15 protein-coding genes are annotated in these 22,470 nt (G+C 46.0%); 8 read left to right on the top strand and 7 right to left on the bottom strand.

Going from position 1 to position 22,470, the window contains the following annotated elements; translation table 11 throughout:
- Positions 1–110 precede the first annotated feature (110 nt).
- Positions 111–2,057 carry an amidase gene (locus K7B67_RS04025; RefSeq protein WP_252179092.1) on the top strand — a complete coding sequence of 649 codons (1,947 nt, stop codon included), beginning with the start codon at positions 111–113 and terminating at the stop codon, positions 2,055–2,057.
- A gap of 159 nt (positions 2,058–2,216) precedes the next feature.
- On the opposite strand, the gene argR is transcribed toward K7B67_RS04025, so the two are convergent.
- The gene (argR, locus tag K7B67_RS04020) at positions 2,217–2,771 is read right to left on the bottom strand and encodes a transcriptional regulator ArgR (protein WP_252179091.1); all 555 of its coding nucleotides are present in this window, start codon (positions 2,769–2,771) and stop codon (positions 2,217–2,219) included.
- 132 nt (positions 2,772–2,903) lie between these two features.
- On the opposite strand from argR, the gene artP reads away from it, so the two are divergent.
- The 5 genes from artP to K7B67_RS03995 all read left to right on the top strand — a co-directional run bounded on the left by artP (position 2,904) and on the right by K7B67_RS03995 (position 6,498).
- Entirely contained in the window at positions 2,904–3,698 is a 795-nt protein-coding gene (gene artP / locus K7B67_RS04015) for an arginine ABC transporter ATP-binding protein ArtP (protein WP_346658250.1), read from the top strand.
- Between the two features lie 65 nt (positions 3,699–3,763).
- Entirely contained in the window at positions 3,764–4,528 is a 765-nt protein-coding gene (locus tag K7B67_RS04010) for a lysine/arginine/ornithine ABC transporter substrate-binding protein (protein WP_252179090.1), read from the top strand.
- A gap of 63 nt (positions 4,529–4,591) precedes the next feature.
- A complete protein-coding gene (gene artQ, locus K7B67_RS04005) occupies positions 4,592–5,254 on the top strand; it encodes an arginine ABC transporter permease ArtQ (RefSeq protein WP_252179089.1) in 663 nt (220 codons plus the stop codon).
- Positions 5,251–5,931, top strand: coding sequence for an arginine ABC transporter permease ArtM (artM, locus tag K7B67_RS04000; protein WP_252179088.1), 681 nt, complete (start codon positions 5,251–5,253; stop codon positions 5,929–5,931). Before artQ ends, artM begins: the two co-directional genes overlap by 4 nt.
- A gap of 21 nt (positions 5,932–5,952) precedes the next feature.
- A complete protein-coding gene (locus tag K7B67_RS03995) occupies positions 5,953–6,498 on the top strand; it encodes a hypothetical protein (RefSeq protein WP_252179087.1) in 546 nt (181 codons plus the stop codon).
- On the opposite strand, the gene K7B67_RS03990 is transcribed toward K7B67_RS03995, so the two are convergent.
- Positions 6,484–7,101: a TetR/AcrR family transcriptional regulator gene (locus K7B67_RS03990; RefSeq protein ID WP_252179086.1), complete on the bottom strand. Its 618-nt coding sequence runs from the start codon at positions 7,099–7,101 to the stop codon at positions 6,484–6,486. The genes K7B67_RS03995 and K7B67_RS03990 overlap by 15 nt on opposite strands.
- Before the next feature lie 151 nt (positions 7,102–7,252).
- Here K7B67_RS03990 and K7B67_RS03985 point away from each other — a divergent pair, with 151 nt between their 5' ends.
- Positions 7,253–9,349, top strand: coding sequence for an NADPH-dependent 2,4-dienoyl-CoA reductase (locus K7B67_RS03985; protein WP_252179085.1), 2,097 nt, complete (start codon positions 7,253–7,255; stop codon positions 9,347–9,349).
- A gap of 250 nt (positions 9,350–9,599) precedes the next feature.
- Here K7B67_RS03985 and K7B67_RS03980 read toward each other — a convergent pair whose 3' ends face one another.
- The 4 genes from K7B67_RS03980 to K7B67_RS23835 form a co-directional block, all read right to left on the bottom strand.
- A complete protein-coding gene (locus K7B67_RS03980; RefSeq protein WP_252179084.1) occupies positions 9,600–12,533 on the bottom strand; it encodes a death domain-containing protein in 2,934 nt (977 codons plus the stop codon).
- Between the two features lie 234 nt (positions 12,534–12,767).
- Positions 12,768–15,728: a death domain-containing protein gene (locus K7B67_RS03975; RefSeq protein ID WP_252179083.1), complete on the bottom strand. Its 2,961-nt coding sequence runs from the start codon at positions 15,726–15,728 to the stop codon at positions 12,768–12,770.
- A gap of 296 nt (positions 15,729–16,024) precedes the next feature.
- Positions 16,025–18,535 carry a hypothetical protein gene (locus K7B67_RS03970; protein ID WP_252179082.1) on the bottom strand — a complete coding sequence of 837 codons (2,511 nt, stop codon included), beginning with the start codon at positions 18,533–18,535 and terminating at the stop codon, positions 16,025–16,027.
- 201 nt (positions 18,536–18,736) lie between these two features.
- Positions 18,737–18,871 carry a hypothetical protein gene (locus K7B67_RS23835; protein ID WP_256484710.1) on the bottom strand — a complete coding sequence of 45 codons (135 nt, stop codon included), beginning with the start codon at positions 18,869–18,871 and terminating at the stop codon, positions 18,737–18,739.
- 96 nt (positions 18,872–18,967) lie between these two features.
- Here K7B67_RS23835 and K7B67_RS03965 point away from each other — a divergent pair, with 96 nt between their 5' ends.
- On the top strand, positions 18,968–20,398 hold the full coding sequence (locus K7B67_RS03965; RefSeq protein WP_252179061.1) for an IS4 family transposase: 1,431 nt from the start codon (positions 18,968–18,970) through the stop codon (positions 20,396–20,398).
- Here K7B67_RS03965 and K7B67_RS03960 read toward each other — a convergent pair whose 3' ends face one another.
- A complete protein-coding gene (locus K7B67_RS03960; protein WP_252179081.1) occupies positions 20,399–22,432 on the bottom strand; it encodes a hypothetical protein in 2,034 nt (677 codons plus the stop codon).
- Between the last annotated feature and the right edge of the window lie 38 nt (positions 22,433–22,470).

The raw sequence follows: 22,470 nt of genomic DNA, 5'->3' as shown, positions 1-22,470 counted from the left end.
AAGGCCGGAAATCTTCCGGCCTTTTTTTTGGTCAACCAACAGCCCCGAGACTGTCCTATACTGGAACCCTGCTGAGAAAATTGTTAATTCATCTCTGTTGAGGAACCAGAATGCGCTTTTCAGGTTTAGCTCTCGTATTCACTCTTCTTCTCACAGCAACCGGCAGTTATGGCCATAACTTATCCGACCCTGCTCTTGTTGAGATTTATAACCCTTACCGGCAAAAGCCTTACATTACCAAGTACTATTACCCCGATTGGCTAAGTGCTTCACAAAACCTTTCCGGATCCTGGCTGTCCCTTACCCGAGATTGGGTCATAGGCCACGGGAGTATTGATGAACAGGTTGAGATCGTCAAAAGCCAGTTAGTCATGACCGGCATAAGCCCTGAAGACCCCGTGCTTTTCTCTGAGGCAGAGTTAGCATCTCTCAGTCTCAATGCAGGTATTGCGGACAAACCTCAACGGGCACCTTTTGAGCTAATCCCTTCTGAAGAAAAAGGCTCTGCTGGCAGCCCAACTGTCAGGATATCCGAACTTTTTGGTCGTGCCGGTGGCATTGATGAGATTCAGCAATGGTTTGCAGAACAAAAAATAAGCCCTTCCATCTTGGTTGAAATTATTTATTACTGGTACGAAAAAGGGCTGCCACCAGGCATGAAGGATATACTGATTGCGCGAAACAAAGACCAGGCCATGAGTATGGCCAAGGTCTCCGATCAGCGGTGGTTAAAGTGCATTTCAGAGTACAAAGGGAATATTGAAGTCTGTAAAAAGCAAGGGATTATCAGCGAGCTGGAAGGTATTCCTATTGCCGTAAAATCAGAAATCAATGTTGCAGGCTATCACGCAACCGCTGGCGCTGACCTTAAAAAAATAACCGATCAATCGCTTTTTCCCATTATTACTGAAGAGACTGAATCTGAAGTGATACGACTGTTAAAGCGTGAGGGTGTTATTATCCTGGGGCTAACCAATCAACATTTTTTCGGGCTTGGGGCAACGGGAGAAAACCCTCACTTTCCCAGGACCGCCAATCACTTCAACCCTTTCCATGTCGCGGGTGGATCATCCACTGGCAGCGCCCTGATGGTTGCCATTGGCATGTCACCCTTAACGGTAGGGACTGATGGTGGCGGGTCTGTCTCCATTCCTGCTTCATTAAATGGTTTACCCGGCCTTAAGCCCACGACTGATAAGCTGTCCACCAAAAATTATGTCAACGCTGCGTTAAGTCTGGTGGCTATTGGACTTATCGGTAAGCGTTTTAAAGATATTGCCCTTGGTTATCAGGTTTCAAGCGGACGCCATCCCACCCTTCAGGTAGCTGAGGCTTTGAAGACCCTGAAAATAGGCCTCGATCGTGATTGGCTGGAACATGCAGACAAAGAAGTGTCAGAGAAAACATTTGAATGTCTTGACCGGCTGGGAACCCGACTCAAAAAACTGCAAAATCGCAAAGACAACATTTTCGTCAAAATGCATTTTACCTCTGAGAACTTCAGAAAACGGCTCTGGGCAACCCATATCATCCTGTTTGGGAGCTGGGCAGCGGAGGGGAGTCTCAAGTTTTTGGGGAAAGGCATACCCTATGAAACTGAAATGGCCCTGTTGATGGGCAAAGCCCTTACTAATGAGCAGGCCGAGCGAGCCAGACAGAACCAGAAAATACTGGCCGATCATTTTGAAAAAAATATATTCTCAAAGGTTGATGTGATTGCCATGCCAACCACGTTAATCCCTGCTCCAGAAAAATTGGCATACTTGCTGAATAATACCGCGGGCGAGTTGAATTTAGCCAAAGCCTACCTTCTGTCATTTAACACTTCCCTGGCCAACCTGACAGGAGGCCCCAGGGTCACCATTCCCTGCGGCTTTAACCATGAAGACCTGCCTTTTGGCCTTCAGCTAATGGGGGCTGTGGATAGCGAATATCTGCTGCTTGCCCTTGGCAGTTTGCTCGAGGAGGAGATGCATGAGGAACTGAGCAAAAAGGCAGATCAACACGCTTTTCAACCGCTTAAAGCCTACACTGGTGCTATCCGCAGTGAGCTTTAGAGGCAGGATAAAGCCACAGCCTTCGTTCACCCTGAGCGGAGTCGAAGGGTGACTGGCAGGATCTTTATAGTTGGTTCGGAGTCCAAATCCTTCGACTCCGCTCAGGATGAACGTAGATTATTCACATCAAACTTATTGAGGTGACGCACTAAATTAAAGTCACTGCATAAACAGCTGGACAATACTTTCCTGGAGAGCATCAATGTCTTCGGGAGAAACAGGCGCGACAAAAATAGTATCGTCGCCCGCTACACAACCCAGGATACCATCAGAGCGACTGATGGAATCCAATAGCCGGGCAATCATCTGGGCAGCCCCCGGACTGGTTTTGATCACAATCAACATGCCATTGTTGGCAACGTCTTCCACCAGATCCCTGACCGCAATATTAGAATCCATTTTTCCCAGTTCGGGGGGAAGACAATACACTTGTTCATTGCGGGCATTTCGGACGCGAACAGCACCATGCCGACAAAGCAGCCGGGAAACTTTTGACTGACTGATATTGTCAAAACCCTGGCTCTGCAGCTGCTCAACGATCTGGCTTTGGGATCCGCAGCGCTCTTCTTTTAGCAGCTGCCTGAAAGCCTTAATCAGTGCTTCCTGTTTTTGACTGGCCATAATCTTTATGTATTGCTCCTGAAAATCCCGACACTGCTGACCAGAAACCCCGGTCTTCTCTCGATAAAAAGCAGAAAATGAATAAATATTCACTTGCCGCTTGATTTTACCCACAATTATATAAGAGAATCCAATTTCATGTGAAGCGGTGATCTGTTCGGGCTATGCTCAACGGATTCCGTCAGCCCTGAAGAGGGTCACAACGGGGCGGAAATCACAGAGACAATGGGCATGATCGTAGAAGGCATGGTCGTAGAAGGCATGATTGTAGAAGGTATGGCTGTAGAAGGTATAGTCGTAGAGGGCCTAAGCAAAGCATTTGGCTCCACACAGGTTCTTAAAGATATCAGTTTTACTATCCCCCGGGGTGAAACTACGGTTCTTCTGGGAGCCAGCGGTGCCGGTAAAAGCACCCTGCTGCGCATGCTGAACCTGCTGGAAACCCCCGATAAGGGCACCATGCGCATTGCGGATATGACGTTTAATTTCAGCGATGGCGACAACAAACACCTGAACAAACAGGCTTGCGCCCTGAGGCGCAAGGTAGGCATGGTGTTTCAGCAATACAATCTCTGGCCACATATGACGGTACTTAACAACCTGATTGAAGCGCCCGTGGTGCAGGGGATGCCCAAAGAAAAAGCCACCACCAAAGCCAGAGAACTGCTGGAACGTGTTGGCCTGTCTGAAAAGGCCGATGCCTGGCCATCTTCACTGTCGGGTGGTCAGCAGCAGCGGGTGGCTATTGCCCGCTCCCTGATGCTGTCACCCGATGTCCTATTGTTTGATGAGCCCACTGCCGCCCTTGATCCCGCCATCACCAATCAGGTAGTCGAAGTGATCAGGGAGCTGAGCCAGTCCGGCATCACCCAGGTGGTGGTTACCCACGAAGTGGAATTCGCCCGGAAAATTGCCAGCAAAGTGATTTATCTTGAAAATGGCCACATTGTTGAAGAGGGGCCATCCGATCACTTTAATCAACCTCAGACAGAGGCTTTCCGCAGCTATCTGGAACATTGACCCACTGGAGCCTGCACCTTTGCTAACTTATTTGCAGACTTTCAGGATTTCTGGAGTATCAAAATATGAAAAAAATGTTCGCTTCTCTTCTGGCAACCAGTGTTCTGACCGTTGCCACAGTGATCATGAGCGTTCAGGCTCAGGCTGCTGAAACGATCCGCTTTGCCACAGAACCCACTTACCCCCCTTTTGAGTTCATGGGTAAGGATAATCAGCTGGAAGGTTTCGATATTGATCTGGCCAGGGCCATCTGCAATGAACTAAAAGCAGAATGTACATTCAGCAGCCAGCCCTTTGACAGCCTGATTCCCAGTCTCAAGTTTCGTCGCTTTGACGCTGTCATTTCAGGGATGGACATTACTCCGGACCGTCTCGAAGAAGTCGATTTCAGTACCCCCTACTATGAGAACTCGGCCATCTTTATCGCCAACAAGGACGAGGGACTCACGTCGGTTAAAGCACTCAAGGGCAAATCGGTAGGCGTTCAGAACGGCTCCACCCATCAGCAGTATCTGATCGACAAACTGGAGAGCCAGGGGGTGAAAGTTCGTCCTTACGACTCGGTTCAGAACGCTTTTCTGGATTTGATCAGTGGCCGGATTGATGCCGTCTTTGCCGATAAGGCGGTTGCCAAAGAATGGCTGGCAAAAAGAGGCGAAGGTCAGTACGCACAGGTAGGCCCGGTGGTGAAGGATCCGGAATACTTTGGCATCGGCTATGGGATCGCGGTCAGGAAACATAACGACCTGAAAAAAAGAATAGATTCAGCTCTGGAAAAACTGAAAGAAAACGGCACTTATCAAAAAATATACGATAAGTACTTTGACTAAAATTCCCATACGCGCTTGCTATTGGCCTGCGAGCTCCCTATTACCTGATAGACCGTTATATTCATGCTCGAGCTCTTCTTCAATGCAACGCTGATGACCCTGGGACTGGCGCTCTCTTCCCTGCTTCTGGGTCTGATGCTGGCTGTCCTGCTGGCTCTGGGCGAGCTGAGTCATTTCCGGTTGCTTAGATATCTGTCCGTTTCATGGGTCACCCTGATCAGAGGGCTGCCAGAAATCCTGGTGGTCTTTTTTGTCTACTTTGGTTCGACCCATCTGCTGTTTCTACTCACCGATGAGTTTATCGAAATCAGCCCTTTCACAGCCGGTACCCTGGCCCTGTCGCTGATCTTTTCAGCCTATGCCAGCCAGACTCTGCGGGGGGCGTTCATGGCCGTTCCCAAGGGGCAGTCAGAAGCGGCAAAAGCCTTGGGGATCGCCCCGGCTCGCTGCTTTTATCGGGTAATACTGCCCCAAGCCTGGCGTCATGCCCTGCCCGGGCTGGGTAACCAATGGCTGGTGCTGCTAAAAGATACGGCACTGGTCTCCTTAATCGGCGTAACTGACCTGCTGCGCCAGGCTCAACTGGTGTCATCCCAGACTTATGAACCTTTTACCTGGTATGCAACTGCCGGCGCTATCTACCTGATAATCACCCTTATAAGTCAGTTCTGCCTGAACAAAATGAAGCAGAAAACCAGTCAACACATCAGGACGGTCAATGTATGATGCTGGAATCCTTGCTCGAATACCTGCCTCAGCTGTTAAAAGGTCTGCAGACAACCCTGAAGCTGACGTTTGCCAGCCTGCTGCTCGGTCTGGTTATGTCATTGCTGTTCACTCTGATTCTTTCTTTGCGCATTAAAGCGCTGGCCTGGCTGGTGCGATTGCAAATTCTGCTGTTTACCGGCACCCCCCTGCTGATCCAGATTTTCCTGATTTATTACGGTCCGGCCCAGTTCCCGATCCTGCAGGAAACCGTATTATGGTCATTGCTCAGCCAACCCTGGTTCTGCGCCATGCTGGCCCTGGCACTGAACAGTGCGGCTTATTCCACGCAACTGTTCAAGGGCGCCATTGACTCAGTCTCTGCCGGGGAATGGGAAGCCGCCATGGCGCTGGGTATGACCCGCCAGCAGGCGCTGACCCGGATCATCCTGCCCCATGGGATTCGCAGGGCGCTGCCAGCCTATGGCAATGAAATGATTCTGGTGATGAAAGGAACGTCTCTGGCCAGCACCATCACCCTGATGGACCTCATGGGCTATGCCGCACGCCTGAACGCCCAGACTTACGACACACTCACCGTGTTCTCCCTGGCCGGGCTGATCTACCTGACACTGACGGGTATCCTGACACTGATTGTAAGATGGATAGAGCGCAAAGCCCTGGCATTTTCCCGCTAAAAACCCGATCAGAGCCAAGCCATGCAGAACTGCCTGAATGAAATAAAAGCAAAAGCCAGCGTTTTTTATCAACAGCAAGACCCTTACCACAACCTCAGGCATGGCGAGCGAGTGGTGAGATACGCCCTGAAGATTAATCAGACCGAAGCGGGGAATGCCTTTCTTGTCGAAGCAGGCGCCTGGCTCCATCAATACCATGATCACCTGGAACAACTCGACAAACTGTTGCAGGAGACTGGCTTGAATCCCGTTATTCAATCTCAGCTCTATGAGATTGTCAGGCTTTGCCGCCCTCATCTGATTTCCGACAGCGCCCCCATAGAAGCAAAAGTTGTCTTTGATGCCGACGCCATGGACCTTATGGGAGCTTACGGCATAACCCGAGAGCTAGCCTGTAACCTCGAAGTCAGAAAGCTCCCCTACGACCAGGCACTGACAGCAACCCGGAAAGTGCAGAACCTGTTCGAAGAGAAACTGATGACCGCAACAGGCCGTTCCATGGCTCAAAAAGATATCAGGGTCGCCCATCGGTTCTGGCGTAACTTTGATGAATCAAAGCAGCCCTGACACCCCCCTGCTCTGCACCAATAACCTTGCCGCTGTATCGCACATGCTGTTGATGGAAGCTTTGTCCAGATAAACACCGTCAATTAATAAACGACTCAGGCCGTGCAAACTGCCCCAGGTGACCTGGGCCACCCGCAGGGCATCCTGATCCTGACCGAAGCCATCGCTCGACAGGCATTGTTTAACAAAGTTTGCATAATGCTGAAAAGTTTCAAAGGAGATGGTCCTGAGCGCATCCGTGGGTTGCCCATTTTTCCAGATAGGTCGGCCAAACATCAGGTCATACTGCTCGGCATGATTCTGGGCAAAGTCGATGTAGGCATGGGAAAACTCACGAAACCAGGCTTCAAAATCGTCAGGAACCTCTCTCAACCTGCTCCCCAGCACCTGGTACCAGTGATTAAAACCTTGTTCTGCGATGGCACACAAAAGCTCATTCTTATCTTTGAAATGGTGATAGGCGGCGGTTCTGGAAACCCCAACACTTTCAGCCAGTCCGCGCATGGAGAGTTTCTCAACGCCGGATCCGGCGATCATCCGGGTCGCCTCATTAATCAGGCTTTGTCGTAAGTCTCCGTGATGGTAGCTCTTCTTGGCTGACATATTGTTACTCTGACATATTGTTACTCAAAGGCGATGCCCTGTCTCAGAAACTGAATACCCAATCTTGACAGTGTCAACATACCGCCTTATCTTGACGCTGTCCAGATAGCATAATGACAAATACTCTTTAAAACATGATGAGGATCTGTTGATGACCAGCTCCCTATACAGCCCTGAGCCATACAGCCCTGAGCCGAACAGCCCTGAGCCATACAGCCAGCCTGAGCGGCACAAGCTGTACCCCCACCTTCTGAAACCACTGGACCTGGGCTTTACCCAGTTAAAAAACCGGGTGTTGATGGGTTCCATGCACACCAACCTGGAAGAACACCCCGGAGGCTACCAACGGCTGGCCGCTTACTTTGGTGAGCGAGCAAAAGGTGGCGTTGGCCTGATGGTAACCGGCGGCATTGCGCCCAACCGGGAATCCGGCGGCCTGCCCAATGCGGCCCTGATTAAAACAGAACAAGAAATTGCCGGTCACAGCCTGGTCACCCAGGCGGTTCATAAAGAAGGCGGCAAGATCTGTATGCAGATTCTGCACACTGGCCGCTATGCCTACCACCCTGAAGCCATTGCCCCCAGTGCCCTGCAAGCACCGATCGCACCTTTTCCGCCCAGAGAGCTGACACCCGAAGAGATTGACGGCCAGATTGAAGACTTTGTGCAATGCAGCCTGAATGCTCAAAAAGCGGGCTACGACGGTGTTGAAATCATGGGTTCGGAAGGTTATTTCATCAACCAGTTTATCGTCGCTAAAACCAACCACCGGGATGATGACTGGGGTGGCCGATACGAAAACCGCATTCGACTGCCCATTGAAGTCATTCGTCGTGTAAGAGAAAAAACCGGCACCGACTTTATTATTATTTATCGTCTTTCCATGCTCGACCTGGTTGAAGGAGGCAGCAGCTGGGATGAGATTGTGGCGCTGGGCAAAGAGATCGAAAAAGCAGGCGCAACGATTATCAATACCGGTATCGGCTGGCACGAAGCCCGCATTCCCACCATTGCCACCATGGTCCCCCGTGCGGCCTTCACCTGGGTCACCGCAAAAATCAAAAAAGAGTTAAGTATTCCGGTTATTACCTCCAATCGTATCAATATGCCAGAAGTAGCTGAAACAGTTCTGGCCCGAGGCGATGCCGATATGGTGTCCATGGCCCGCCCACTGCTGGCTGACCCTGAATGGGTCAACAAAGCGAAAGCGGGTCGTGCCGACGAAATCAACACCTGCATCGCCTGTAACCAGGCCTGCCTGGACCATGTTTTTGCCCTGAAACTGGTCAGCTGTCTTGTTAACCCCAGGGCCTGTCATGAGACAGAACTCAACTATCTGCCCACCGATAAGCCGAAAAAACTGGCGGTAGTGGGTGCCGGTCCCGCCGGTCTTTCTTTTGCGACAACAGCCGCCTGTAGAGGCCATGATGTCACTCTGTTTGAAGCCGCTGACAAAATCGGTGGTCAGTTCAACATTGCCAAACAGGTTCCGGGCAAAGAAGAGTTCTCTGAAACACTGCGTTATTTCCAGCGTCAAATAGAGCTGACGGGTGTCAACCTGAAACTGAACACCCGGATTTCTGCCAGTGAACTGGAAAACAGCGATTTTGATGAAGTCATTGTGGCGACCGGTGTCATGCCGCGCACACCGGATATTGAAGGACTGGATCATCCCAAAGTTCTGAGTTACCTGGATGTCTTCAAGGGTGCAAAAGTCGGCAAAACCGTGGCAGTGATTGGTGCCGGTGGCATTGGTTTCGATTTGACTGAATTTATTACCCAGAAAGGGCCTTCACACAGTCTGGATGTTGAAGCCTTTATGAAAGATTGGGGCGTTGATATGAGCCTCAGCCACCGGGGCGGCCTGACAGTTTCTGGTTCCGGGAAAGAAGAAAGTTCACGGGAAGTCTACCTGCTGCAACGCAAAAAAACCAAGCCGGGAGCCAGCCTGGGTAAAACCACCGGCTGGATTCACCGAACCGAAATGCTCAAGCGTGGTGTGAAAATGGTGCCCTCCTGCGAGTATCACAAGGTAGACGACAGTGGCCTTCATGTCTCCATTGATGGTGAACCAAAGGTTCTGGATGTGGATAACGTCGTCATCTGTGCCGGTCAGTTACCGCTCAGAGAGCTGGCTGACACCCTCACCAGCAAGCCAGTCCACCTTATCGGTGGTGCTGACGTTGCTGCTGAACTGGATGCCAAGCGAGCCATCAATCAGGGGGCTCGCCTTGCTGCTGAAATCTGATCCCAAGCTCCGTTCACCCTGAGCGCCCTTCGACTCCGCTCAGGATGAACGTAGTACGCGGTTTCAATGTAATTGATGGGTTCCCTCTATTAATGACACCCAAACTCCGTTCACCCTGAGCGGAGTCGAAGGGTGCCGGGCACGGTCTTTATTTTTGGTTCGGAGCCCACATCCTTCGACTCCGCTCAGGATGAACGTAGATTGTTCACATCAAACTCATTGAAGTGACGTACTAGCTCAGGGCAAGCGGTCAAAGACCATAACGCTCTATTATGCTGAACCTAATTCCATTGAATTTCGATTTTTCAAGAACCCTCAGTAAGTCTCTAAAGGTCACTTTACCCTTCACTTGTTGCCATCTATGCAGCATTTCTATTGCCTTGTCATAAACCAAATTGTTATCAGCATCAATATTGTCTATGACAGCCTTTTTAAGATCACCCGTATTTCTGGCAAACAATTTCCAATGGATGCTTAGTTCATCAGCAAGATCCAGCAATAGCTCATCTGGTAAACGATTGTCGATTATGGAAGAACCCTGATTGTTTCTTTTTGATTGTTTATGCTGAGGATGTGCCGCTGCCTGAGCAACCGCTTGCTTTTCTGAACCGAGCCCAGGATTCCATTGCTGAGTCAGCTCACCCGCCAGTTCTTTAGGAACCGTGCCAAAGATCAAAAACATATTCCGAATGAATTCGTCTTTTTGTTCAGGATCACTCACTCTCAGTATCTCAACAAGCTGTCTTGTGGCTGTAATGGTAAAGGTTCTTAAGAATTCAGGTTGTTCATAGACTAATATTTGTGATAAGGCATCCTGATTCGGGAAGATTGCTTTTGAACGTTCCCCAAACATTGATCTAATAACAGCCAAAGCGGTAAACATAGCCCTGATTTTTTCAGTTTCAAATGGATTGCCAGTAATAGTCAATGCAAGATCTTGAAGTGTTCGACGATTAGGGCCATCACGTAATTTTGCCTTGTTAAATAGACTAACAAAAGAATAATTAGGATTGACCGCAAAGCCCCACGCAACAACCTCTAACTGCTCATTATTAATAACCGGAAAACCAAAACGAAACTTATCAAAAGCTTCTCTGGCCAAGCTATTAAACATCACCATTGTTTTATACTGCGATGGAACCATTTCTTCTTTTAGCACGTCACCCGTTTGCTTAAATATCTGATAAATAAAATTAATTAACTCGTCTTTCTGTCGGGGATCCAATCCTGAATACAAAGCTTGATCCGAATCATTCGGTGGAAGAATATTTTTACTCGTTAAGTAATCTTTCAAACCGTTTCCAAACAGTTCATGAGCATCTTCATTCTCAAATTCACTCCTGTAAAAAGCCAGTGCCTTTATAATTCTCGCCACCTCAACATGCTTCTTGACGTCCTGAGATTTTGCCAACTCACCGACTACTGAAATAAGCTGATAGAGTCCTACATTGCCTCTTAAAAATTCTAACCATTTTAAATGAAATTTACTTAGCGTATCCCTGTCTAATAAAAAACTATGAGTTAAAAGCTTATAAAGTTGTGGCAATTTATAGTATTCACTAAGGTAAAAATAATTTCCTGCCTGTTCTCGCAAATGCTTGAACCATTGACATATAGTGACTGCTGAAGTATCAACCTCTTTTGCCACAGAGATCGGAATTGCCTCACCTCGCTTTATTTCTGGAGGCGGTTCTCTAGTCGGTTCCTGCTCAATCATTTCAGATTGAAGATCCAGGCATTCCTGGCACATATTGAAGGCGTATATGGTTTTATAAGGGTTCTTACAACTCTGACATACCCCCTTTTTTGGTGCCCCCCCTGAACCATCGTCTTCGCCACTTTTTTTACCACCACCGTAGCCACCTGAATATTGACGACCATACTTTTGTGCTTGAGATTCTGTGTAGGAGGGCGGCTTAAGGTTAGCCATTTGCTTTTCAACCTCACTGGTCCCTCCAGAGCAGCCGACACCAGTGGGGCAGTGGCCCGGAAAAACGGATACACTGCGTAATTGTTTCGGATTTAAAATAAGCACCTGCTGCTCATAACCCTGGTAGTCTTCTGTTTGAAGCGGTTGTGGCGGGTTATTGCTCAGGTAATGATCAAATACCGCTTCGGGATTATCGGGGTTTCCGGACAATGCCAGAAAAAGCCCTGTACTCCTTTCAAGACGTGCAGCCCTTATCTTATTCCAGAGTTCCTGAGAAATAATAATCGACTGCTCATTCCAGCCCTGCTTGATGTTGAGCACGATTCGGGTATCCCAAATCTGTTTTTGTACAGTCTGGCCGTCAGTGCCGGGGACAGGCACCAGGATGATTCTGCTGAACAGCTCACTCATCCATTCAAACGCGTAAAGAGGGGCCCTCCCTCCTCCCGGCCTTTTCTTGAAATCTAAATCATCGCTACCTCCAAAACCGCCGCCACCATAGCTTGGGAATGGCTCGCTGTTGTCGGCAGCAACAGGCGCATCGGGTATTCCCAGAGGCCCGCTGAAACGGCCATTGTCGTCAGGATTATTTTCAGCCTGTGTGTTGCGAAAGAAGATATCAACAGATGATCTATTTTTGTTATCGGAAGTATTGCGGCTCAAAGACGACGGTGAAGCAGTGCTTTCTGAAACAATACCACTGCATTGGGGCTCTATAACCCAGCCATTATTATTGTCTTCAACGGTCAGAAGCAACGACTGATGACCTGTGGGTAAACGCCATCTGGCCGAGTACTGGTACTGCCAGCGACCACTGTCAGGTGCCAATGGAACCAGCTTTACTCCTCCGTCTTGTATCTCTGGCATACCCTGGCCTGCTGGCTTTGTAATGACTGGGGGAGAGGGCAAATTTCCCGCCCATAATGCCGGCGGGGTTCTGAAACAAACATTAAACAGCTCGCCTGGTTGACCATTCTGAATGATATAAAACTGATCGTTCCCCAGTTCAGAAATGGTCTTGCTGCTCTGGTCAGCCGTGTTGAGACCGTAAGTAAGATGGAGAGGCGGATGAGTTCCTCTAAACGACAGTTTGCTGATTTCACCCGGTGTCTGAATGGCTTTGGAAGAAATCCCCCAACCTGCCCAGCTCAATAGGTTAGTATAAGCATCGCTGTAACCAGCAATCGGAAAAATGACCGACAGGATGAATAACAGAAACAGGTGAGTTTTAGGGAGAAGTCTTACTGCTTTCATTGTTTGATTTGATCCACATTTTATTGGTAAGGCTTAACAATAGACCTTAAATTTGCTGATGGTTTATTTTTTTTCATCTTTGATGGTATTCAGTATTTTTTCGCTGGCCCGGTGCGTTCTTGTACTAGTTTGTCAGGTGAGGTATGCATTCCCACGCAGAGCGTGGGAACGAGGGAACGCCTTGCAAGGGCTTGACCCGCCTCTAAAGAAGCGGGATTGCGCCCTTAATTTCGTTCAAAGACCATAACGACCGATTATTTCGAACTTGGTTTTATTGAGCGCCATTCTTCCAAGAATATCTAGTAGGTTTCTAAAGGTAGGAGCACCATCTTCTTTCATTTGTCTCCATTGCGCTAGCATTGTATACGCCTTTTCAAAAGCGTCACCGCTGTTAGCATCAATATTGTCTATATGAGGATTTTTAAGAACACCCGTACATCTGCCAAACATTTTCCATTTTACGCCTATGTCTGTAGCAAGATCGATGTATATAGCTTCTGGCATGGCAGAATCTATTTTTAAAGGGCCAGAGCTCTGGTTCCTTGTTTTTGATTTTTTATGTTGAGGATCTTCCGCTACCTGAGCCCTTCTTTTCCTTATCGAGCCAAGCCCAGGATCCGATTCCTGAGTCAGCTCATCCATTATTTCTCGAGGAACTACACCAAAGATCAAAAACATATTCCGGATAAATTCCTCTTTTTGTTCAGGATCACTCAATTTCAGTATCTCACCAAGCTGTTGTCTGGCTTTAATGGCAAATTTTCCTAACAAATCAAGTTGGTCATGATCAACTTGATTTGATGAATTCGCACATTGCGAAAGTATTGCTTTTGCACGTACCTCGAACATTGATCTAATAACAGTCAAAGCGGTAATCATAGCCCTGACATCTTCAGCTTTTCCTGCTACATCAGCACCAATAGCTGATACAAGACCTTGAAGTGATTGATGACTCGGACTTATAGATAATCTTTCATTGTTAAGTTGTGTAATAAAAGAATATTTATTATTGAGCGGATAGCCCCACACAATAATTTTTAACCCCTGATCGTTAATATCCGGAAGACCAAAACCATACTTACTATAAACTTCTCTGGCCAAGACATTTAACATTCTTATTATATTGAATTGCGATGGAACCGTTTCTTCTTTTAGCACGTCACCCGTTTGTTTAAACTTCTGATAAATAAAATTAATTAACTCTGCTTTCTGCTGGTCATCCAATCTGGAATACAAAACTTCATCATCCGTCGGAAGAATATTGTTAGTCTCTAAGTAGGTTTTCAAATTATTTCTTAATTCTCCCACACCATCTTCATTCACAAATTCTTTCCTGTAAAAAGCAAGCGCTTTAACAATTCTAGCCACTTCAACATGTTTCTCACCCCCTTGAGATTTTACCAACTTGCCGACCTCTAAAATAAGGTCGTAAAGCCCTACATTGCCTCTTGTAAATTCATTCCATTTTGAATGAAACTTACGTAGCGTATTCACATTTGATAAAAAGCTATGAGTTAAAAGCTTATAAAGTTGTGGCAACTTATAGTACTCACGATGGTGAAAATAATCCCCTGTCCCGGCTAGCAAATTCTTGAACCATTGAAATATAATGACTGCTGAAGTATCAACCGCTTTTGGTGCAGAGATTGGGATTGCCTCACCTCGCCTTATTTCAGGAGGCTGTTCTATCACCGGCTCCTCCTCAAGCAGATTAGTTTCACTATCCAGACAATCCTGGCATTTATTGTAGAGGAATACAGGTTTAGCAGGGTTCTGACAAACTATACATAACCCATTGTTTGGTGCGCCCCCTGAGCCATCGTCTTCGTCACTCCCTCTGCCACCAAAGCCGCCTCGATCTTGATATAGACGACCATACTCTTGAGATCGGGCGTAGGAGGATGGTCTAAGGTCAGCCGTTTGTTTTTCGGCCTGACCGGCTCCTCCAGGACAACTGACCCCGGTCGGGCAGTGGCCCGGAAAAACGGATACGCTGCGTAATTGTTTCGGATTTAAAATAAGCACCTGCTGTTCATAACCTTGGTAGTCTTCTGTTTGAAACGATTGTGGTGGGTTATTGCTCAGGTAATGATCAAATACCGCTTCGGGATTATTGGGGTTGCTGGACAATGCCAGAAAAAGCCCTGAGCTCCTTTCAAGATGTGCAGCCCTTATTTTATTCCAGAGTTCCTGGGAAATAATAATCGCCTGCTCATTCCAACCCTGCTTGATGTTGAGCACAATCCGGGTATCCCAAATCTGTTTTTTTACGGTCTTGCCGTCAGTACCGGGGACAGGCACCAGAATGACTCTGCTGAACAGCTCACTCATCCATTCAAACACGTAAAGAGGAGCCCTCCCTCCTCCCGGCCTTTTCTTGAATAAATCATCTAAATCATCACTACCACCAAAACCGCCGCCACCAGAGCTTGGGAATGGCTCGCTGTTATCGGCTGTATCAGGTGCTCCGGGTATTGCCAGAGGCCCACTGGAACGACTACTGTCGTCAGGATGGTCAGGCTCGTTTTTTTTAGTCTCTGTATTGCGGAAAATGATATCGACAAATGATGTTTTTTTGTTATCGGAAGTTTTGCTACCTAAAGACGATGGCAAGGCAGTACTTTCTGAAACAATACCGCTGCATTCCGGTTCTATCACCCATCCGTTGTGATTGTCTTCAACGACCAGAAGCAAGGACTGACTGCCTGTCGGTATACGCCATCTGGCCGAGTACTGATACTGCCAGCGACCACTGTCGTGTGCCAATGGAACCAGCTTTACTCCTCCATCTTTTATCTCTGACATACCCCGGCCTGTAGCGGACTTGGTAATAACCGGGGGAGAGGGTAAGTTACTCACCGATAATGCGGGAGGCGTCCTGAAACAAAAATTAAACAGGTCGCCTGGTTGGCCATTCTGGATGATATAAAACTGATTGTTCTCCAGCTCAGGAACTGTCTTGCTGCTCTGGTCAACCGTGTTGAGACCATACGTCAGATGAAGAGGTGGATGACTTCCTCTAAACGACAGCTTGCTGATATCCCCCGGTGTCTGAATGGCTTTGGAGGAAATCCCCCAACCGGTCCAGATCAATAGGTCAGTATAAGCATCGCTGTAAGCGGCAACCGGGAAAATGACTGACAGGACGAATAACAGAAACAGGTGAGTCTCAGGGAGAAGTCTTACTGCTTTCATTGTTTGATTTGATCCGCATTTTGTTGATAAGGCTTAACAATAGACCTTAAATTTGCTGATGTTTTATTTTTTTCATCTTTGAGGATATTCAAGATTTTTTTTGCTGGCCCGGTACGTTCTTGTTCTGATTTGCCCCTCGTGCATCCTGAGCGGAGTCGAAGGACGCTCAGGTTGAACGGAGTTTGGGTGCCATTAATAGAGGGAACCCATCAATTACATTGAAACCGTGTACTAGTTTGTTAGGTGAGGTATGCATTCCCACGCAGAGCGTGGGAACGAGGGAACGAGGGAGAGCCCTACTTCCTTTTCCCTCTTTTTGGTTGCTGAATATATCGCGCTACATGAGCACCCGGTTTGTTTCCCCAAACAATCCTGGGATCCCATTCCTGAGACAGCTCATCTGCTAGTTGTTTAGGAACCATACCAAAGATCAAAAACATACTCCGAATGAATTCATCTTTTTGTTCAGGATCACCCGCATTCAGTATCTCAATAAGCTGTTCCCTGGCTTTAAAGGTAAACTTTGCAAATGAATCAAGTTGCTCGTCGTCTAATTCTTTTGATAAAGCAGCCGGTTTCCGAAACATTGTTCTTCCACATTCCTCGAACATTGATCCAATAAGAGCCATAGCAGTAAACATAGCCCTGACATCGTCAGCTTCTGATAGTTTATTACCAGTAATAGCTAATGCAAGATCTTGAAGTGTTTGATAGCTAGGATTGTCAACTAAAACTTCCCTGCTAGATGGTGTAATAAAAGCATGTTTAATACTGTAGGGATGACCCCACGGAATAATGTGGAACTCCTCACCAATAGTAAACGGAAAACCAAAACCATACTCATCATAAATTTCTTTGGCAAAGTCATTTAGCATATTTATTATATTGTATTGCGATGAAACCATTTCTTCTTTTAACAAGTTACTTGTATGTTTAAATTTATAATAAATAAAATTAATTAACTCTACTTTCTTCTTGTGACCCAATCCTGAATACAAAACTTCACCTGGATCATCCATCGGAAAAATATTGTTACTCTTCAAGCAGTCTTTCAATTCATTTTCAAAAAAACTCATTTGACTTTCAAATTCATTCCTTTGTGCCAACACATCGACTTTTGAAATAATGTCGTCAAGCCCTACATCTCCTCTTAAAAATTTAACCCATGCTGTATTAAATTTATGTAGCGCATCCCTATTTGATAAAAAACTACGAGTTAAAAGTTCATAAAGTTTTGGCAAATTATAATGATCACTAAAGTCAAAATACGTCCATGCCTTTTTTTCCAACCTCTTGACCTCTTGGAAGTTAGTGAATGCTGAAAGTTCAAATTCAGGATCCAGGCATTCGCGGCATATATTGGAGGCGATTACGGGTTTAGCAGGATTCTGACAAACTATGCATAACCCATTGTTTGGTGCGCCCCCTGAGCCATCGTCTCCGTCACCCCTTCTGCCACCAAAGCCGCCTCGATCTTGATATAAACGACCATGCTCTTCTTGAGATCTGGTGTGGGAGGATGGTCTAAGGTCAGCCGTTTGCTTTTCGGCCTGACTGCTCCCTCCAGGGCAGCCGACGCCAGTGGGGCAGTGGCCCGGAAAAACGGATACGCTGCGTAATTGTTTCGGATTTAAAATAAGCACCTGCTGTTCATAACCTTGGTAGTCTTCTGTTTGAAACGATTGTGGTGGGTTATTGCTCAGGTAATGATCAAATACCGCTTCGGGATTATCGGGATTTCTGGACAATGCCAGAAAAAGCCCTGAACTCCTTTCAAGATGTGCAGCCCTTATTTTATTCCAGAGTTCCTGGGAAATAATAATCGCCTGCTCATTCCAACCCTGCTTGATGTTGAGCACAATCCGGGTATCCCAAATCTGTTTTTTTACGGTCTTGCCGTCAGTACCGGGGACAGGCACCAGGATGACTCTGCTGAACAGCTCACTCATCCATTCAAACACGTAAAGAGGAGCCCTTCCTCCTCCCGGCCTTTTCTTGAATAAATCATCTAAATCATCACTACCACCAAAACTGCCGCCACCAGAGCTTGGGAATGGCTCGCTGTAATCAGCTGTATCAGGTGCTCCGGGTATTGCCAGAGGCCCACTGGAACGACTACTGTCGTCGTCAGGCTCGTTTTTTTCAGTTTCGGTGTTGCGGAAAATGATATCGACAAATGATGTTTTTTTGTTATCGGAAGTCTTGCTACCTAAAGACGATGGTAAGGCAGCACTTTCTGAGACAATACCGCTGCATTCCGGTTCTATCACCCATCCATTGTTATTGTCCTCAACGGCCAGAAGCAAGGACTGACTGCCTGTCGGTATACGCCATCTGGCCGAGTACTGATACTGCCAGCGACCACTGTCGTGTGCCAATGGAACCAGCTTTACTCCTCCGTCTTGTATCTTTGACATACCCCGGCCTGTAGCGGGCTTGGTAATAACCGGGGGAGAGGGTAAGTTACTCGCCGATAATGCGGGAGGCGTCCTGAAACAAAAATTAAACAGGTCGCCTGGTTGGCCATCCTGGATGATATAAAACTGATTGTTCTCCAGCTCAGGAACTGTCTTGCTGCCCTGGTCAACCGTGTTGAGATCATAAGTCAGATGGAGAGGCAGATTGTTCCCTCTAAACGACAGCTTGCTGATTTCTCCAGATATCTGAATGGCTTTGGAAGAAATCCCCCAGCCTGTCCAGCTCAATAGGTTAGTATAAGCATCGCTGTAACCAGCAGCCGGAAAAATGACTGATAGGACGAACAACAGAAACAGGCGAGTTTCAGGGAAAAGTCTTACTGCTTTCATTGTTTGATTTGATCCACATTTTTATTGATGAGGATTAACAATAGACTTTAAATTTGCTGATGCTTTATTTTTTGCCATCTTTAATGATATTCCGGACTCTTTCTTTTGCTGACCCGGCACGTTCTTGTTCCTCCTGGTACATCATTTCAATGAGTTTGATGTGAACAATCCACGTTCATCCTGAGCGCCCTTCGACTCCGCTCAGGATGCACGGTCGAAGGATGTGGACTCCGAACCAACTTGGCACAGTCGGCTGGCCAGCTGAACCGGTTGCTTGAGCAATACACCCAGACCGGTCAGGATGGCGATGCCGTGGTCAGCTTTATTAACCAGCATCCTTTTATCGAATTTTGCGTAAAACCCCTCGCTTCAGCCTGTCTCTTAGTCACAAATTCTATACTTGGCTTATCCTCTCTGAGATGAGTCAAGATCATGCTTCCACTACCTCCTCAACAATGGGCTGAACATACTTTCGAGTGCGCAGAATTAGGTGATAAGCGTCGTACAAAGAGACTAACCCAAGTAGCTGCTGAACTAGCTGCCCACACGGGCTCATCTTTAGCCTCCTCATGTGAAGGCAACCTTGCATTGGTTGAGGGTGCCTATCGGCTTATTGAAAATGAAGCTGTAGAGCCGGATGCTATTGCAGAAGCCGGTTTTCAGGCGACCGCACTCGCTGCAAACGATGCACAACTCTTGTTAGCCATTGAGGACAGCACCACTCTCAGCTACACACATTCCACCAGGTCAGAGCTGGGCAATATAGGCGAGTCAAAAAATAGCAAATCCAGAGGCATTTGGGCTCATTCAGTGATGCTTATTGATGCTGATACTGAGCGAACAGTGGGTTTGATTGATCAGCAGCGCTGGATTAGAGACGATGAAGAGCGAGACAAGCGGAGCGCCCGTAAACAGCGACCTTACGAAGAAAAAGAAAGTTTTAAATGGCAGCAGTCTTCTGAAAACATCAAGCACAGGTTAGGTGCCCAAATGACCAAGGTAGCTAGTGTCTGCGATCGGGAAGCGGATGTTTATGAATATATCCAGTACAAGCTGACTCACAACCAGAGGTTTGTTGTCAGGGCAACACAAAACCGAATTTTGATTGACCATGACCTACTTCTTTTTGATGCCCTGGCTGAAGAGCCAGCCTTGGGAACTTATACGATTAAAGTGCCTCAGCGTGGAGGGCGAAATGCACGTAAAGCACGCAAAGTAACTCTGGAAGTGAAGAAGAAAACCGCTACGATTCAATCACCCCAAAGACCGGGTGGGCGTTTGGCTCCAATAACTGTCAACGTTTTGATTGCAGAAGAAATCAATAATGACACTGAGGATCGGTTGCGCTGGATTTTATTAACTTCTGAATCAGTAGAAACATTTAAAAACTGTCGTACAGTGCTGAGATTTTATGAATTGCGTTGGCGTATTGAAGAGTTCCATAAAGCGTGGAAAACCGGTACAGGTGTTGAGCGCCTGAGAATGCTGTCCGCCGGTAATATGCAACGTCTGGCAGTAATACTGATGTTTGTAGCGGTCAGATTATTGCAAATCAGGGAGGCTCTGATTCTGCCTTATGACAGGAAGGCAAAAGGTGGCAAAACATGGAATGAAAAGACGCCAGCTAACAAAGTTGTGAGTGACGAGGAATGGAAAGTTCTCTGGATCACATATTATGAGGGCAAAGCTCTACCTAAAAAAGTACCAACACTGGCCTGGCTACTCCAAACCATAGCGAAAGTAGGTGGCTGGTGTGACTCTAAACGAACAGGCATTCCCGGATGGTTAGTTGTTTGGGAAGGCTGGGCGAAACTGCAAGACCGTCTCCACACCTACCGGGTGACAAAGGGTGTGGAGATCTGACTAAGAGACAGGAGTTAAAACAGAGGCTTTTTTGAGATTGTTTGAAATTCTGAATTTATGTCTTGATAAGTCATACATTGACATCAAAGCGAATTTTTTTTGAACTTCCGGCATATCATCTCTAACAGTGGGTATCCAGACATTGTCGCCTCGATACTTATCCATTCCTCTATAGCGTTCTGTTGTCTTATGTGTTCTTAAAGGCAGAATAAGTTTGTATTGATAAAGCATATTATTAGCTTTTGCCTGTTTCTTATTGTCGAATAAATGTATTTCCCATTTTATGGGTTTGCGTAGCTCGCTTGTGTTAACTATCTCGCTAAGTGTATAGCTATTTATAAAGTGGTATTTCTGTTCTGTAATATAATGTTTATCTGCATGGCATACAGCCTGTAAAAATGCACGTCTTTCATAACCAGGAACTTTAACAATCATCGTCAGGATATCGCGCTTTTTCTTCCTTTTCGTATTTCCCTTCCTTATGTCGGACAAAACTTCTTGAATATTATGTTCGTCGAGCTTTTTGTGTTTATAATAAACGACGGGTTTAATGGATTTTGGTATTATAAATCTCGACTTGTTACTGGCTTCATAAATCAGATCATTAAATTTTTTAATCGTGGTATAGTCAAACTCGATAATCTCAGCTTCATTATACATTCTGACAGGCATGAAAATATCAGTACTTATTGATTCTGAATTAAACTCATCCGTGGTCAAGTAATTGAAAACTGGATCTTCTCCATCTTTTATTCTTTCACGCACACTTTTTTCTATCTTGCCAGGATCCGTTTCTATATAAACCTGCGTGTTAACTTCTTGTTGTGCCAGATTATTTGCATTTATTATTTCTTGTATAATCGCATTCTGGGGTGAGGTTCCATTCCAATCACTTGAAAAAACATCCTTTGTCATTGTATCCATGCAATCTACTAGAAAATTGATAATATTTAACATCTGCTTTTCTACAGAAAAATTGTTTGGGTACTTATTGTGAAAATCGAAGATGGGTTCTTTATACTTTCGATATCTTTGCAGCATAGAGAATTTATTGCTAACAAGGTGGGATACCTCTGGTGCATATCTAAGGCAAAATCCTGGCTCTTTCTCACCAAAATTGTCGAAATTAAACAGTACTCTAAAAAATGCATCTTTCCACCATCCAGAGGGTGCGATAAAGTCGAGAGATACCTGAAACATATTTTTATCACAGATACGTAATCTAAATTTTTCCGGATACTGATTATCAAGAAAGGCTTGAAGTCGACTAACTGAAATATAAATCTCCCTGGCTTTAGATGCAGGGTTTTTTATGGGTGATTTTTTTAGGTGTGATAAATTATCAGGTATAATTATCTTATCGCCATTCTTTAAAACACCTTCTCGAATCATATTGACATTGGTAAAAATAAACTCTCCATTACGTAGCAGATGCATTTTTTTATGAAGGATATTGTAAGGTGGATATTTAACTGGAAAATTATATTGTTTATTATTTAATGTCCTGATGGTAGTAGTCGTTGTTATTGGTATATTAAACCGATTTTCGAGGATTATCTCTATCGAGGCTATATCCTTTGTGGGCTCTTGATTAATTGTTCTTCTTTTTGATAACAATATTTTGACATAATTAGTAACAACAGTGGCTGCGCTATTTTTTACTTTACGATCACGATAAATCATTGCTTGAACAAGATTAAACGTCCTTAATAGTGTGTAAGGTATTTCAGGTTTGGTCGTATTTCCAGTAGCTTTAATACCCATTTGTTTAGCTACTTGCCTATTCTTTTTTATAAAAAAATGTTTTTTTTCTTTTCTATTAAAATCTGCCATTACTATATTGATGTAAGATTTAGCCTTTCTGTACAAACCGTCTTTTCTTTTAAGTTCTTGATCAAGTTTTTCATAATCCTGGAGGGTGAGCTGTTTTAACATGTTTTTTTGTGTGTCGTTCAGTGCAAGAGCACTTCCTGACAGCAGTGTTATCAATAAAACGATAAAATGAATACCGATTCTTAGTGGGCTAAAAGTCATACTTGGCAATCCTTACATTATCATGCTTAAACATGCTT

It is taken from the genome of Endozoicomonas sp. 4G (assembly GCF_023822025.1).
In the GTDB taxonomy this organism is placed as follows: domain Bacteria; phylum Pseudomonadota; class Gammaproteobacteria; order Pseudomonadales; family Endozoicomonadaceae; genus Endozoicomonas_A.
The sequence above is the reverse complement of the archived record's forward strand: the minus strand, read 5'-3'. Positions and strand labels throughout refer to the sequence as shown.

Excerpts from the sequence above, each read along its gene's own strand:
- artM (WP_252179088.1), top strand. The coding sequence starts at position 5,251 with ATGATGCTGGAATCCTTGCTCGAATACCTGCCTCAGCTGTTAAAAGGT.
- K7B67_RS03960 (WP_252179081.1), bottom strand. The coding sequence starts at position 22,432 with ATGACTTTTAGCCCACTAAGAATCGGTATTCATTTTATCGTTTTATTG.
- K7B67_RS03965 (WP_252179061.1), top strand. The coding sequence starts at position 18,968 with ATGCTTCCACTACCTCCTCAACAATGGGCTGAACATACTTTCGAGTGC.
- artQ (WP_252179089.1), top strand. The coding sequence starts at position 4,592 with ATGCTCGAGCTCTTCTTCAATGCAACGCTGATGACCCTGGGACTGGCG.
- K7B67_RS03990 (WP_252179086.1), bottom strand. The coding sequence starts at position 7,101 with ATGTCAGCCAAGAAGAGCTACCATCACGGAGACTTACGACAAAGCCTG.
- K7B67_RS03995 (WP_252179087.1), top strand. The coding sequence starts at position 5,953 with ATGCAGAACTGCCTGAATGAAATAAAAGCAAAAGCCAGCGTTTTTTAT.
- K7B67_RS03970 (WP_252179082.1), bottom strand. The coding sequence starts at position 18,535 with ATGAAAGCAGTAAGACTTTTCCCTGAAACTCGCCTGTTTCTGTTGTTC.
- artP (WP_346658250.1), top strand. The coding sequence starts at position 2,904 with ATGGGCATGATCGTAGAAGGCATGGTCGTAGAAGGCATGATTGTAGAA.
- K7B67_RS03975 (WP_252179083.1), bottom strand. The coding sequence starts at position 15,728 with ATGAAAGCAGTAAGACTTCTCCCTGAGACTCACCTGTTTCTGTTATTC.
- K7B67_RS04010 (WP_252179090.1), top strand. The coding sequence starts at position 3,764 with ATGAAAAAAATGTTCGCTTCTCTTCTGGCAACCAGTGTTCTGACCGTT.
- K7B67_RS03985 (WP_252179085.1), top strand. The coding sequence starts at position 7,253 with ATGACCAGCTCCCTATACAGCCCTGAGCCATACAGCCCTGAGCCGAAC.
- K7B67_RS23835 (WP_256484710.1), bottom strand. The coding sequence starts at position 18,871 with ATGCTGGTTAATAAAGCTGACCACGGCATCGCCATCCTGACCGGTCTG.
- K7B67_RS03980 (WP_252179084.1), bottom strand. The coding sequence starts at position 12,533 with ATGAAAGCAGTAAGACTTCTCCCTAAAACTCACCTGTTTCTGTTATTC.
- K7B67_RS04025 (WP_252179092.1), top strand. The coding sequence starts at position 111 with ATGCGCTTTTCAGGTTTAGCTCTCGTATTCACTCTTCTTCTCACAGCA.